A 13159-nucleotide genomic window follows, 5' to 3' on the forward strand; every position below is an offset into this window, starting at 1 on the left:
ACCTGGCGTTGGCTAATATCAATCCACCCATAGCCGCTGTAGCGGTCTGAGACCACAATGCCGTCATAGGCTGGGCCAATCAGTGCTTGGGCGGCGGCTTGAGACCGGCTCAACAGAATGCTGAACACACTCACCATCGGCGTCACCAGCACCCACAGCCAACCCTGTCGCTGGGCCTGATTCTGGCCATCGCTGTTCCCCTGGCGAAAGCTAGTCTCATCACTGTGAATCACCGCTTCCCCCTGCACGTAGCCTTGCGCCTCAGCTACTGGCTGCCCCAGTGCCGCACTGGCTTCTCGGCGTAGCCGGTTGATGCTGCCGCCAGAAATCTCGATCTCAAACAGCGCTGCTAGACAGGTCTTCACCTGCTGATGGCTTTGGCGATAAGCGCCACTCAGTAAGGCCACTACTGCACTCAACCGCTCACCATAACCGCCTTGATGCACCTCTGCTGGTAATTTGCTACGGGTGGTTTTACCGCAGTGCTCACAATCTAAGGCGTGCAGGCGATGCTCGATGACGATGGGCTCAATTGGCGGTAGTTCGACAATCTGGTGCCGATAGGGCGCTGGGTCGTTTCCTGATAGCGGCTCTCCACAATGCCCACAGGTCTTGGGGCGATGCTCGAACACCTGTTTGCAGGCTTCTAGGGGATACAGCTTGCGGGAATATCCTTTGTGTCCCGGTTGGCCTCCGCGCTTCCGCTTCCCTTTGCCTTTGCCCTCCGGGTCTGGCTTAGGGGGGCCGAATCCATCCTTTGAAGGCGGCAACGATGAGTTTTGCGAATTCTGGTTGAGTTGCTCTTCGAGGTGGCTCACCCGCTCTTCTAAGCGACTGATGGTCTCAATGAGAGCGCACACCAGAGCTTTTTTTACGCTAGCCGGGGTGGCATCCCAATCTGACACAGAAATGGAGATGCCGCCGATGTCTATGGTGGGCTCGTTGCCTTCACTCATGAGCCTACCTTAACCCCTATCGAGACCCTGGAACCCTTAATTCTTCGTGAACCCCTGAAGGCTTACCATCTAAAATGAGCAATTGAGGATTACCAACAAGGGAAATCGCAAAGTAAAGCCGCTGCTTTTGTCCGCCCGACAAATCAGTGGGGAAGACATTTTGTTTGTCTTTAAGACCAACAATTTCAAGGACTTCTTGAACTGATTTTGAGTCGGGATAATAGCTCCGCACTAAATTAATCAGTTCTTTAACCTTTAGACTATTCGGGGGAGTAACTTCCTGAAAGATCGTTCCCACAGACAGCTTGGCTTCAGGAGTTGTGGGCGATTGACCAAAAAGTCGAACGTTACCGCTATCAGGTTTTTGCAGACCGAGAATAATTTTGATCATTGTGCTTTTGCCGCTACCATTAACACCGCGTAACACAACGAAGTCACCCTGGAGTACGGTCAAATCAACTCCATCTAAGACAGTACGCTTATTGAACAGCCCCTCTGAAAAGCCTTTTGAGACTTGCTGAAGCTCAATTAAATTCATGATTTTAGGCATTCTAATTCTAAAATGGTAACCGTTCAGGGGGTATATGTAGACTATCCGGACAAGCCACACGCTATCTATAGTGTTTGACTCTGCTCGAACAATACATACGATCTTCTAAAAGAGGCGTTTTTGAGACCCGTTGCCTATGCACTCTTCTTTTGCGAAATCCCTCAAACCTTCTGTGCGAGAGGATCTAAGCTGTTTTTGTACCCCCTGAACGGTTACCTAAAATGTGAACAACAGCATTAAATAAAGTTTTGAGCGGCAAGCCAAATAGCAATACCAGCGACGGCGGCGGGTATCACCGGAACACCCAGTAGGGTCAAAGCAACTAGGACTACCGCCCCAACCGAGAAGGCTAAGGGATCTACGGTGGGGGGCAATATCGGGTCTATAATGATTTTGAAATGCCACAATGTGATGACGACAGCGCCTGTGAAAATAATCGCCAAGCTAGCCTTGCCCATACGCTCAACAAAAACAAGCCAGTCAAAGCGGACGGGATCTTGCGCAGCATCTGTTTCAGATTTATTCATGGTCTTAGGGTTATTTAGAGTTGTACGTCAAGGATATCTCGAATCTAAATTGTTAAAGGTTGGAGAACAGAAACTTACTGGTGGCTAGCCAAATAACTGTGCCTACACCAACAGCTACGGCTACGGGAGCACCCACTATAACTGCGCCTACGGCGATGACAGATCCTGTGGCGAAGCTTTTAATAAGCGTTTCTGGATCAAGGGTTATTCCGCCATTGCCGCCACTGTCACCTGGTGACGTGCATTTGGGGCAAGTGTCAGGTACATCGTGGCTGGTGTTGAAATCTTTGTGGTTTCTGGAATTAGTTCGGGTAGTTTTGCTCTTGTCAGGACAGGGAGGGAGGCTCTCTTCTCTAGAAAAGGGACTGATTTTCTGCCAAAAATTTTGAGGGGGTTCTACGTCAGTGCAGGGAATACAGGTGGATGCTCCAAGCAGTGGCTCACAGGAATACTGAATCTCGAAGGTATAGAGGCTTAGATATACAGCCCAGTTCATCATGACTAGGGCACCTAACACGCTTGTAACCCGTTGCCTCAGCACAGTAAAGCGCGACCACTGAAAACGATCTTGCATAGCTGACCACATGGAATCTTTACCTGCTGGGGATAGTTTCGGAGCTGATTTTCAGACCTGAAAGGCTGGGGAGGTTGGCTTGAGAGAATGCTTAGGAAGGGACTAGTACTGCTTGGCGGAAGTGGCCAAGGCATTTATGCGACCAAGGGCTTACCCGTGTAGTTCCACTTGAAGGGCTTAGCCATGGTGCGATTGAAGTAATCGACAAACGCTAAAATCTTCGCCTTGAGTTGGGCTTGACTGGTAAAACTCGAACGTCGGAGTAGCTTACGTACCAGGATGGAGAACCAAAGCTCAATTTGATTGAGCCAGGAGCAATGCTTGGGGGTGAAGTGAACGACCAGTCGATGGCTGGGGTCGCTCAAGAACGCCGCTCGGGTCGCCATAGACAGGAGAATGCCCGTCTTCCCTTTCTGGCCCAGATGAATCGGTTTTTCCTCGCGTTCCGCCACCAGTCGGACGAGAGATTCCGATTGATGAGTGTTGAGGCAATCCATGACCAGATGAATCTTGGAGGCATCTGGAACTTGGGCCAGTAAGGCTCTGAGGTGACTCTCGAGGTCTTGCTCGGTGCGGGTGTCTCCCACGGTGGCCTGATCCACCTGTCCGGTAGCGACATTGAATGAGGCAATCAGGGTTTGAGTGCCATGGCGAATATACTCAAACTCAATGCGGGTACAGCGTCCCGGCTTCATGGCGATGTCAGGCATCGTCCGTTCCAGAGCCTGGATTCCCGTCATCTCATCCAGGCTGAAGGTCAGCTCGCCGTGTTCGGCACGAGTGGCAGCCTGTTCGTAGACCTGGCAAATGTCTTTGACTTTGTCCTCGAAGTTAGGGTCGGGGGGGGGGAGAGCCAGTAACGGCTCTGGTGGGGTTTGAGGTCAGCCTCGGCCAACAGTCGGCCCACATGACGGGGACTGATACTCTCGACAATTCCCTGCTTGCTCAGTTCATCGGCCAGTTCTCCAGGGGTCCAATGACTGATGGGGCGGCCATACTGCTCGGGCGGTGCACAAGCTAGGGCATAGAGTTGCGTGATTTGTTCGAGGCTAAAGGTAGCCGGAGCCCCGGGACGAGGGACATCCTGTAGGCGCTCTTCCACAGCGACCTGTTGTTGACTCAACTCCAGCCAACGCCCCCGCCAGCGGCGACTCATCTCTTTGCTGACCCCCAAGTCTCGGGCGATTTCGCCATGGCCTTTGCCCTCATCAGCTGTGAGGATAATCTTGGCGCGCAAAGCGAGCTGCTGTGACGTCCGCTGACGTCGAATCAATTGCTCTAAGTCGCTCCGCTCCGTTTCGCTCAAAGTGAGCCTGGCGGCAGTCAGTCTAGCCATTGTAGAAAAGTCCTCTTTACCCTACCTCTCAATGGTAAGGTCATTTCAGCCACCCAGTACTAGCTTCTTCTCGGGCTTAGAGTACCCAATGCGTTGAAGCTATGATCCTCCTTCTAGAGGTTATTTGGCATTTAAACCGATCAGGTAGGTGAAGGCAAGTAGTTCTACGGTTGCTGGCGAGAAAACTACTCACCCTTGTCTTCATTGGCACGTACCGGGACATTCTCAATGAGAGTAAGTTGACCGTTCAGACTACAGGGTATACGTCACCTGTTTTCAGCCAGAGTTTCTTGCCAATCAGATGTCATTGTTGATAGGCATCCTAGTCGTGTTAGGTCGTAGGGACAACTTGCAGACGTAAGCCTAGAGCCCGCAAAACCTTAAGCACGGTAGCAAACTCTGGGTTACCTTCGGTCGATAGGGCTTTATAGAGGCTTTCACGCCCTAACCCAGCTTCACGGGCAATCTGAGTCATGCCTTGAGAACGGGCAATATCGCCCAATGCCGCAGTCACAAGGCTGGGATCGTCCTCTTCAAGCGCTGCTTCCAGATAGGCAATAATATCTTCCTTGGTGCCTAGGTGGTCAGACGCATCCCAAGGGTAGGTTTGCAGTTTAGCCATCATGGATCTCCTATAAATTTTGTGCTAATTCTAAGGCTGTTTTGATATCGCGTTTTTGAGTCTTTTTATCGCCTCCTGCCAGGAGGATGAGCAAGGTTTCGCCTCGCTGGATGACGTACACCCGGTAGCCTGGGCCATAATCAATCCGTAGTTCTGATACGCCCTGCCCTACTGGTTTCACATCACCAGGATTGCCTATCGATAAGCGACGAATCCGCACATTGATGCGTGCTTTGGCCTGATGGTCGCGTAGAGATGCAAACCAATCAATGTAAGTCTGGGTTTGGCGAATCTCAATCATGGATTAAGTGTATCTCATAGGATACCCAAAGGCATCTGACTTTGATTGTCTACAATCCCTAAGTGCTCTGTCAGCAATGATTTTGTGGGTATGACTGTTCTTGGCATGACATCCTTGCGGTGCATTGCTTCGCGTTTCGCAAGCGACATAAAAGGCGGAGCCTCGCTTTAGCGTTATGCACCCTACGGTACTCGTTTCAAGACAACCCTCCAAGTCGTGTTCATGAGGTGCGATCGCGCCTAAGAGTCCGGAGCAGTAGATAGCGCTCTCGCCGCGTTAAGCCAAAGACAAAGTGGCGAGCTTCTGCCACTAAAATCGCCACCGTTAGCCCCAGACAGAGCCCTAGCCCTGCCGCCGCCCAGCGGTTAAAGATCAGCCCATAGCGTAGTGCTGCCCAGGTGAAATAGGTTGCCAACTGAGCCCAAGTCCTGCGGAGTCCCCAAGCACTGAGGGGACCGACCGTCAGCCAGCAGGCTAGGGTCAAGAGCCACCAGCGCACCATCCCCCTGCGCCAGAGCATTTCCAGGGCGGGATGGGTCCGGCCAGATCGAGCCTGCCGTGGCTGAGAGCGGCGTAACCGCACGACGGCCTAGGGAACCTCGTCGGCAGGAGTCGATGGCTCTGCCACCGCCACCACCCGCCGCCCCGTCCGCTCTCGCCATAGGGCTAGGAGGGTGCTAGCGATGAAAATACTGGAATACACGCCCGAGATAAACCCGGCAATTAGGGCCAGGGCAAAGAACTTCAAGGTTTCTCCCCCAAACAGGACAATTGCCAACAGCGGTAGTGTCGTTGTCAGGGTGGTATTGATGGAGCGGGAGAGGGTTTGGTTCACGCCCTCATCCACCAGATCATCAATGTCGCGCTCGGGGTGCAGATTGATGGACTCGCGAATGCGATCGTAGATGACCACTGTGTCATTCACGGAAAAACCTACGATGGTCAACAGGGCAACGATAAACAGGCTATCCACCTCTACATTGAAGAGCAGCCCCAGCCAAGCAAAGAGGCCCATCGCCACCAGCACATCATGGAAGAGGGCCACGATGGCAAAGACAGCGTAGTCCAACTGAAAGCGGATGCTCAGGTACACCACGATGCCCGCGAAGGACACCAGCAGAGAGAGTAGGCCGGAGGCAAAGAGCTGTTGCCCAATAATCGGTCCCACAGAATCAATTTGGGTCAGGAGGGGATCTAGAGGACCTAGGTCCGATTCTAAACTGGCCCGCAACTGGGACTCCTCATCCACGTCGAGGTTTCGGGTGCGGATGGACACACTCTGGCCCTCACCCTCCACCTGAATCACACTGGTCTCTAGGGCCTGCTGGGCTAGGATCTGCCGAACTGCATCGGGGGCAATCGCAACTTCACAATCCACTACGGCACAATTACGGGTGACCTGAATGCGCGTCCCCCCCACAAAATCCAGCCCCGGACGTAGGGGAGCCCCAAACTGCTGGAAACAGAGGGCCATGCCCACCAGACTGGCCAGTAACACCACACCCGAAATGCTCCACCAGAGGGTGCGCTGCTTAATAACGTTGATCTTCATGGCTTGGAGAGCATCTCGGTAACGCCGGGATAAAACAGCTCAGGTTTGCGGAGCTGGGGTACCCCCAGTACAACAAACATCAATAGGGTACGACTACAGGTGATGGCGGTAAACATACTAATGATTACCCCAATGGCTAAGGTCAGGGCAAAGCCCTTGACCAAGCCCGCCCCCAGCCAGAACAGCGCGGCGCAGGCAATTAGAGTCGTGACATTGCTGTCTAGAATGCTGGAAAAGGCCCGGTAGAAGCCCGATTCTACCGAGCGGTAAAGGGTTTTTCCCTCGCGCATTTCCTCGCGGGTGCGCTCGAAGATCAGCACATTGGCGTCCACCGCCATGCCAATACTGAGGATAAAGCCCGCAATTCCCGGCAAGGTTAGGGTCACCCCTAGCAAATTAAAGGCGGCCCAGGTGAGCAGGGCATAGACCACCAGGGAAATGTCCGCAAGAAGTCCCGGCAGCCGATAGTACACCGCCATATAGATCAACACGAGGGCCAGCCCCGCGATCGCGGCATAGAGACTGCGCTCAATACTGTCCCGACCTAGGGTAGGACCAACAGTGCGGGTCTCCGCCACCTCCACGGGCAAGGGTAGGGCTCCCCCCCGGAGTTGAATGGCCAGATCCCCCGCCCCTTCGGCGTCAAAGGTACCGGAAATCACCGCACCGCCGCCCAGAATGCCCGTCTCGGCATACTGCACATCTACGGTGGGGGCGCTGATCAGCCGATCATCCAGAAAAATACCAATGCTGCGTCCCGTACCGGCAATATCGCGGCTAATTTCCGCAAAGAGCCGCCCCCCTTCGCTATTGAACTCCAACACCACTTCCCAACGGTTGACCCCGGTCCCCATGGGGCGGGAAAAAGCATCCTGCAAGCGATCTCCCGTCAGTCTTGCGGGCTCAAACAGGGCCGCGATCGCAGCATTACTCTCCTGGATACTGCGCTGGAGCGCTGCAATGCTCTCCCCGTCAGGGGTAGCGGCTTCAGCGGATTCAGACTCCACTTCGGTGACTGTCGCCCCGTTCACCTCCGGAGAGCTGGCCTGAATCGCTTCCAACTCCAGGCGGTGCTGCTGGAGGATCTGATTTTCAATAGCAAACTGCTGCTCAGTACCGGGACGTTGGGCGCGAAACTCTAGGCGGGCCGTTTCCCCCAGGACTCGCTTGGCCTGATCGGGATCACTAACGCCGGGAAGCTGCACCAAGAGCTGATTTTGCCCCAATAACTGCACGGAGGTTTCCGACACCCCCAGCTCATTCACTCGACCCGATACCACCCGCTGCACCGCCTCCATATCCCGCTCGGTAATCTCAGGGATCTCCGGTGTGGGCTGGACCACCAGAGTCAATTGGGTGCCCCCCCGTAGGTCTAGCCCTAACCGAGTGGGAACTTGGGCGATCACCACAACCGCCGCGATCGTCAGTCCTAAAATCAGCGCCAGCAGCCAGCGTTGTTTACCAATCATCGTTATACCCGTAGGGCCATCATTTTCTCGACCGCCTCTTCAATCTGGTGGGGCTGGACAATGGTGAGACTCTCCATCCGCCCGTTGTAGGGTGTGGGAATGTCTTGGGAGGAGAGACGCAGCACCGGGGCATCGAGTTCATCAAAGAAGCGATCGTTAATGGAAGCGACAATTTCCGCCCCTACGCCTCCAGTCCGCATACATTCCTCCACCACAATGACCCGATGGGTCTTACGGATGGAAACCCCAATGGTGTCAAAGTCCAGGGGCTTAAGGGAGATCAAATCAATGACTTCCGGGTCAAAGCCCTTTTTCTCCAATCCCTTCACCGCCTGGTTGACATGGTGACGCATCCGGGAGTAGGTGAGGATCGTCACATCCCCACCAGGACGCACTACCTCCGCCTTGTCGAGGGGCACTAGGTACTCGTGATCCGGTAGATCTTCCTTCAGGTTGTAGAGCAGCACATGTTCAAAGAACAGAACCGGATTGTTGTCCCGAATGGCGGACTTGAGTAGCCCCTTGGCATTGTAGGGGGTGGAGCAAGCCACAATTTTCAATCCTGGCACCGCTTGGAAATATGCCTCTAGGCGCTGAGAATGTTCTGCCCCCAGTTGGCGGCCCACCCCCCCCGGCCCCCGAATCACCATGGGAATTTTGTAGTTGCCCCCGGAGGTATAGCGCAGCATTCCCGCATTGTTGGCAATTTGGTTAAAGGCCAGCAGCAAGAACCCCATGTTCATGCCCTCAATGATGGGGCGCAGGCCCGTCATTGCTGCCCCCACCGCCATGCCGGTGAAGCTATTTTCGGCAATGGGGGTATCTAGTACCCGCCATTCTCCATATTTCTCGTAGAGATCTTTGGTGACCTTGTAGGAACCGCCGTATTGGCCAACGTCTTCCCCCAGAACAAAGACGGTAGGGTCGCGACCCATTTCTTCGTCTATGGCTTGGCGGAGGGCATTAAAAAGAAGGGTTTCTGCCATGGATTTCGTCAGCTCAAGGAATTTTAAGGTTAAAGCGTCGGTTAGTTGTCTGCTTAGTTATCCGCAAAGATATAGCGGTAGAGTTCACCCGGATCTGGCTCGGGGCTCTGCTCCGCAAAGGTCACGGCCTCATCCACCACGGTCTGGATCCGCTGGCGAATCGTCTTGAGGTCCGCCTCGGTGGCTAGGTCTTGAGTCATTAGATAGGTCTCAAAACGTTTCAGCGGATCCCGCGCCAGCCACTCCTCTTTCTCTTCCTTGGACCGTAGCTCGTCGGGATCGGCCAAGGAATGGCCCCGGAAGCGATAGGTGAGGCATTCAATCAGGGTGGGGCCTTCTCCAGCACGGGCTCGTGCGATCGCAGTTTGAGCCACATCCCGCACCGCCATCACATCCATGCCATCCACCTCCACACCGGGCATCCCGAACACACTGGCCTTGCGGTAGATCTCCGGCTGGGAGGTAGCCCGCTCGTGGGCCATGCCGATAGCCCATTTATTGTTTTCCACCACAAAGAGAATCGGCAGATTCCACAGAGCTGCCATATTCAGACATTCAAAAAACTGACCGTTATTGGTCGTCCCATCCCCAAAGAAACAGGCAGAAACCTGATCAGCATTGGCATCCCCCAGAGCATCACGGCGGTACTTGGCTTGGTAGGCAGCCCCCAAGGCGACAGGAATGCCCTCACCAATGAAGGCAAAGCCCCCCAGCAGATGATGTTCTTCAGAAAAGAGGTGCATCGACCCCCCCCGGCCCCGACTACATCCGGTTTCCTTGCCAAAGAGTTCCGCCATCACGTTCTTAGCAGGGACACCTGCACTCAGAGCGTGGACATGGTCCCGGTAGGTACTACAAACATAATCATCGGAGCGTAGGGACTTGATAACCCCAGAGGAGATGGCTTCCTGTCCGTTATAAAGATGGACAAAGCCAAACATTTTGCCCCGATAGTACATTTCGGCACACTTGTCTTCAAAGTAGCGCCCTAGCACCATATCCTCATAGAAAACCAGGCCCTCTTCCCGACTGATAGAGGTCTCTGCTGCTTGAAATACGGGGAGAGTCCGTTCCTGAGCCATGGGTTTGTCGTATCCTTACGGCAATATACCAACTTTACACAATACCCAACTCTGGCCCTCCTCGGAATCGCTTCCTCAGATTTCCCTACTTTGGTCAGGGAAAATGAATCCCTGCCATAGCAGCAATCACCCGTCTTAGACTGAAGCGTATGCAACCCAAGAAAATCATCCCTTGGGTTGGTCAAAAGGTATGGCTCTAGACAATCCATACCTTGGGCTTTGCTCAGATGCGGGACAGGGATTATTCGTTGGAAAACTCGAAGCCAGATTAAGGACTGTGTAGCGCCTCAATTCTAAACCGCAGGGTGGAGCAAGGACAGACTTCCCAAGCAAACTGTTAAGGGATGCTCAAGGTAATCTGTCAGGAGGGGCAGAGCCGACCTATCATAAGGGCGTTTTAGAGCAGAGAGGGCACCGTCTCAATCTAGGAGGCATCGTCTGACCCTGCTCTGACTCAGCAAGGTTGAGCCCCAAGGCTGACTCGGGGCTGGGCGCAGGATTAGGCAGTTTGGGGATTCATAGGAAAAGCTGTGCGCATTCCACTGGACTACTACCGAATTTTAGGACTGCCGATTCAGGCCACCGCTGATCAATTGAAGCAGGCCCATCGCGATCGCACGCTCCAATTACCTCGGCGCGAATACTCAGAAGTGGCCATCGAAGCCCGTAAAGGGCTAATTGACGAAGCCTACGAGGTGCTGTCAGACCCAAACCAGCGCCAGACCTACGATCGCCAATTTTTGGCCAAAGCCTACTCCGTAGACGTAACCCTCGGGGAAGTCACCCCCGATAGCGGCCAGACCGATGCCGGAGAAGCGGCCCTGCGTTCCCTAGCCGCCGATCCCAGCCCTTCGGAAGCTCCCACCCCCACCATCGAGATCACGCCCGGACAACTCGTAGGAGCACTCCTGATCCTGCTGGAGTTAGGGGAATACGAGCTGGTAATTCGCCTCGGACGACCCTATCTTTCTAGCGGCAGTGGAGCCTTGGGCAAAGAGGCCGGCAAAGCCCCCCAACGAGTCCTGGGAGACATTGTTCTCACCCTGGCTTTGGCCTGCCTGGAGCTTGGGCGAGAGCAGTGGCAACAGCGCCAATACGAAAACGCCGCCGAATCCCTCGAAACCGGACAAGAACTGCTCCTGCGAGAAAACGTTTTCCCCTCCATCCGAGCCGAACTCCAGGGAGATTTGTACAAACTGCGTCCCTACCGGGTCTTGGAACTGGTAGCCCGCCCCCTAGAACAGACAACAGAACGCCGCCAAGGCATCAAGCTACTCAAAGCCATGTTGCAGGATCGCGGCGGCATTGATGGTGCTGAGGACGATCTTTCCGGACTCTCCACCGACGACTTTCTGCGCTTTATCCAGCAACTCCGAGGCTACCTAAGCGCCGGAGAGCAGCAAGAAATCTTTGAGGCGGAAGCCCGCCGCCCCTCAGCAGTGGCAATTTACCTGGCGGTGTATGCCCTGCTGGCGCGAGGATTTGCCTTTCATCAGCCTGCCCTAGTGCGGCGGGCTAAGCAACTCCTAGGGCGAGTCAGCACTCAGCAAGATGTGTATTTAGAGCAGGCCGTCTGCGCCCTGCTCTTGGGCCAAACCGAGGAGGCCAGCCGCGCCCTGGAACTGAGCCAGGAGTATGAGCCCCTTGCCTTTATCCGAGAGCATTCCCAAGGAGCCCCAGATCGACTGCCGGGACTCTGCCTTTATGGTGAACGCTGGTTGCGAGAGGAGGTATTTCCCCATTTCCGAGACTTAGCCCCCCAGCAAACAGGACTCAAGGACTACTTCGCCGATCCCCAGGTTCAGGCTTATCTGGAGGCCATTCCCGCCACCGCTGATGCGTCCATGGGAGTCACAGATCCGCGCCGTGCTCCCTCGTCGTCAGCCTCCAGGGCCTCGGGTGAAGCCATCCCTGCCCCTGCCGCCCCTCAGCCCATCGCCATGGCGGGACAGATAGGTAGTACCGTACCTTGGTCGGCACCCCCCCAGAGCCAACGCATCTCGCCCTTGCCCAGCAGACCTGAGGAAGTGGTGGAAAATGGCCCAACCATTGCGGAGCGGGTCTCTCAACTGTCCCCCGAGGGACAACTCTCCGGCAGTAATGGTCGCCGCGATCCGGGGCCGCCGCCCCCCCCCATCCCCATCTCACCGGGGCAGCGCCCCCGCCCTCGGACTACGAGTCCCTCTCCTCGCTGGGGACGCCTTGCTGGGGTCGCGACCTTAGGCATTGTCGGTGTGGGTCTATTAGGATTCGCCACCATGCGCACCCTGGGGTGGGTCACCGCCGCCCTCAGTGGTCCCCGCCTAGAGCGGCCTGCCTTAGACGTAGGTTTAGCAGCTCCCCCCATCGAGATTCCCCCAATACCGGAGCCAGAACCGGAAATTGGCGTGCAGTCCATTGCCGAACGAACCGTCAATAATTGGTTGGCGGCTAAGCGAGAGGCCCTAGGCAAGGATCACAACATTGACAGTCTGGCGACGATTCTGGTGGATCCGGTTCTGACCCAGTGGCAAAACCGGGCGGAGGGGGGCGATCGCGAAAACTGGTACTGGGAATACGATCACAGCATCGAAGTGCTCAAGGTGGAACCGGATGACCCAACGGCGGAAACCCTGGCGGTCGATGTGCGCGTCCGGGAGGCAGCACAATTCTACGAATTTGGGGTACGGAACACCGCCAATTCCTATGACGATACCTTGACCATGCGCTACGACCTGATCCGCCAGGATGGTGAGTGGTTTGTGAGGGGGATGAGGAAGTTGTAGGGGGGTGAGGTTTCAGGTGACAGGTGACAGGAGTTTTGAATTAAATTTCCCGTAGGGTGCATTGCTTCGAGTGGGCTTCGCCCACTCGAAGCAATGCACTGAAGAGATGCCGCGCCTGCCCTAACCAGTGGCTGTTTTGCTGACCTGCCGGCGACGTCTGCCATGATGGTGCTAGCAGCGTCTGTCATCATAAACATATAGCTTTGGCCAATGTGCTTAGGCTCCCAATCTGCGCTCGGGTGCTCAGCGACAAAGTAAATTGGCTGACAGCCTTGTTCTAACCGGACTGGCGACTACTATAAATCAGGGGTGATTCTCACCCCAGGATGCGCTATGTTGAGCCCTTGTGCGGGTGGAGTGCCAGTTGGGGCTCCGGAGCACCTCCCCGGCAAAACACCTGAAACCGTGGTTTGATTAGTTTGATTAATTCTGCGCGCTT

At 55.0% G+C, this 13159-nt stretch carries 12 protein-coding genes and 1 pseudogene; 1 reads left to right on the forward strand and 12 read right to left on the reverse strand.

What is annotated here, in order from left to right:
- From LEP6406_RS29280 to pdhA, 12 genes and pseudogenes are all read right to left on the reverse strand, one after another.
- Window positions 1–956 (reverse strand): annotated as a pseudogene (locus LEP6406_RS29280) (transposase); the annotation flags it as partial.
- 16 nt (window positions 957–972) lie between these two features.
- Window positions 973–1506: an ATP-binding cassette domain-containing protein gene (locus LEP6406_RS29285; protein WP_051463823.1), complete on the reverse strand. Its 534-nt coding sequence runs from the start codon at window positions 1504–1506 to the stop codon at window positions 973–975.
- A gap of 236 nt (window positions 1507–1742) precedes the next feature.
- Entirely contained in the window at window positions 1743–2033 is a 291-nt protein-coding gene (locus tag LEP6406_RS0222145) for a hypothetical protein (RefSeq protein WP_008315433.1), read from the reverse strand.
- Between the two features lie 708 nt (window positions 2034–2741).
- Window positions 2742–3347 (reverse strand): transposase, encoded by a 606-nt coding sequence (locus tag LEP6406_RS0222150; protein ID WP_027268735.1) that lies wholly within the window; start codon window positions 3345–3347, stop codon window positions 2742–2744.
- Window positions 3348–3364: 17 nt separating this feature from the next.
- On the reverse strand, window positions 3365–3943 hold the full coding sequence (locus LEP6406_RS0222155) for a helix-turn-helix domain-containing protein (protein WP_027268720.1): 579 nt from the start codon (window positions 3941–3943) through the stop codon (window positions 3365–3367).
- A gap of 331 nt (window positions 3944–4274) precedes the next feature.
- The gene (locus LEP6406_RS0222160) at window positions 4275–4568 is read right to left on the reverse strand and encodes an addiction module antidote protein (RefSeq protein ID WP_263971211.1); all 294 of its coding nucleotides are present in this window, start codon (window positions 4566–4568) and stop codon (window positions 4275–4277) included.
- A 7-nt stretch (window positions 4569–4575) separates the two neighbouring features.
- Window positions 4576–4866 (reverse strand): type II toxin-antitoxin system RelE/ParE family toxin, encoded by a 291-nt coding sequence (locus LEP6406_RS0222165; RefSeq protein ID WP_008309468.1) that lies wholly within the window; start codon window positions 4864–4866, stop codon window positions 4576–4578.
- A 220-nt stretch (window positions 4867–5086) separates the two neighbouring features.
- Window positions 5087–5368, reverse strand: coding sequence for a hypothetical protein (locus LEP6406_RS29290; RefSeq protein ID WP_051463824.1), 282 nt, complete (start codon window positions 5366–5368; stop codon window positions 5087–5089).
- A gap of 87 nt (window positions 5369–5455) precedes the next feature.
- Window positions 5456–6418, reverse strand: coding sequence for a protein translocase subunit SecF (gene secF / locus LEP6406_RS0222175; RefSeq protein ID WP_008309464.1), 963 nt, complete (start codon window positions 6416–6418; stop codon window positions 5456–5458).
- Complete coding sequence (secD, locus tag LEP6406_RS0222180) at window positions 6415–7887, reverse strand: protein translocase subunit SecD (RefSeq protein WP_008309462.1); 1473 nt, start codon at window positions 7885–7887, stop codon at window positions 6415–6417. Before secD ends, secF begins: the two co-directional genes overlap by 4 nt.
- Before the next feature lie 2 nt (window positions 7888–7889).
- A complete protein-coding gene (locus LEP6406_RS0222185; protein WP_008309460.1) occupies window positions 7890–8873 on the reverse strand; it encodes an alpha-ketoacid dehydrogenase subunit beta in 984 nt (327 codons plus the stop codon).
- Window positions 8874–8926: 53 nt separating this feature from the next.
- Complete coding sequence (gene pdhA / locus LEP6406_RS0222190) at window positions 8927–9955, reverse strand: pyruvate dehydrogenase (acetyl-transferring) E1 component subunit alpha (protein ID WP_008309458.1); 1029 nt, start codon at window positions 9953–9955, stop codon at window positions 8927–8929.
- A gap of 530 nt (window positions 9956–10485) precedes the next feature.
- Here pdhA and LEP6406_RS0222195 point away from each other — a divergent pair.
- Window positions 10486–12720, forward strand: coding sequence for an IMS domain-containing protein (locus tag LEP6406_RS0222195; protein WP_008309456.1), 2235 nt, complete (start codon window positions 10486–10488; stop codon window positions 12718–12720).
- Window positions 12721–13159: the final 439 nt, after the last annotated feature.

The organism is Leptolyngbya sp. PCC 6406 (assembly GCF_000332095.2).
Taxonomy (GTDB): Bacteria; Cyanobacteriota; Cyanobacteriia; order Phormidesmidales; family Phormidesmidaceae; genus PCC-6406.

Excerpts from the sequence above, each read along its gene's own strand:
- pdhA (WP_008309458.1), bottom strand. The coding sequence starts at position 9,955 with ATGGCTCAGGAACGGACTCTCCCCGTATTTCAAGCAGCAGAGACCTCT.
- LEP6406_RS29285 (WP_051463823.1), bottom strand. The coding sequence starts at position 1,506 with ATGCCTAAAATCATGAATTTAATTGAGCTTCAGCAAGTCTCAAAAGGC.
- LEP6406_RS0222145 (WP_008315433.1), bottom strand. The coding sequence starts at position 2,033 with ATGAATAAATCTGAAACAGATGCTGCGCAAGATCCCGTCCGCTTTGAC.
- secF (WP_008309464.1), bottom strand. The coding sequence starts at position 6,418 with ATGAAGATCAACGTTATTAAGCAGCGCACCCTCTGGTGGAGCATTTCG.
- LEP6406_RS0222160 (WP_263971211.1), bottom strand. The coding sequence starts at position 4,568 with ATGATGGCTAAACTGCAAACCTACCCTTGGGATGCGTCTGACCACCTA.
- LEP6406_RS0222165 (WP_008309468.1), bottom strand. The coding sequence starts at position 4,866 with ATGATTGAGATTCGCCAAACCCAGACTTACATTGATTGGTTTGCATCT.
- LEP6406_RS0222155 (WP_027268720.1), bottom strand. The coding sequence starts at position 3,943 with ATGGCTAGACTGACTGCCGCCAGGCTCACTTTGAGCGAAACGGAGCGG.
- LEP6406_RS29290 (WP_051463824.1), bottom strand. The coding sequence starts at position 5,368 with ATGGTGCGCTGGTGGCTCTTGACCCTAGCCTGCTGGCTGACGGTCGGT.
- LEP6406_RS0222185 (WP_008309460.1), bottom strand. The coding sequence starts at position 8,873 with ATGGCAGAAACCCTTCTTTTTAATGCCCTCCGCCAAGCCATAGACGAA.
- LEP6406_RS0222150 (WP_027268735.1), bottom strand. The coding sequence starts at position 3,347 with ATGACGGGAATCCAGGCTCTGGAACGGACGATGCCTGACATCGCCATG.
- secD (WP_008309462.1), bottom strand. The coding sequence starts at position 7,887 with ATGATTGGTAAACAACGCTGGCTGCTGGCGCTGATTTTAGGACTGACG.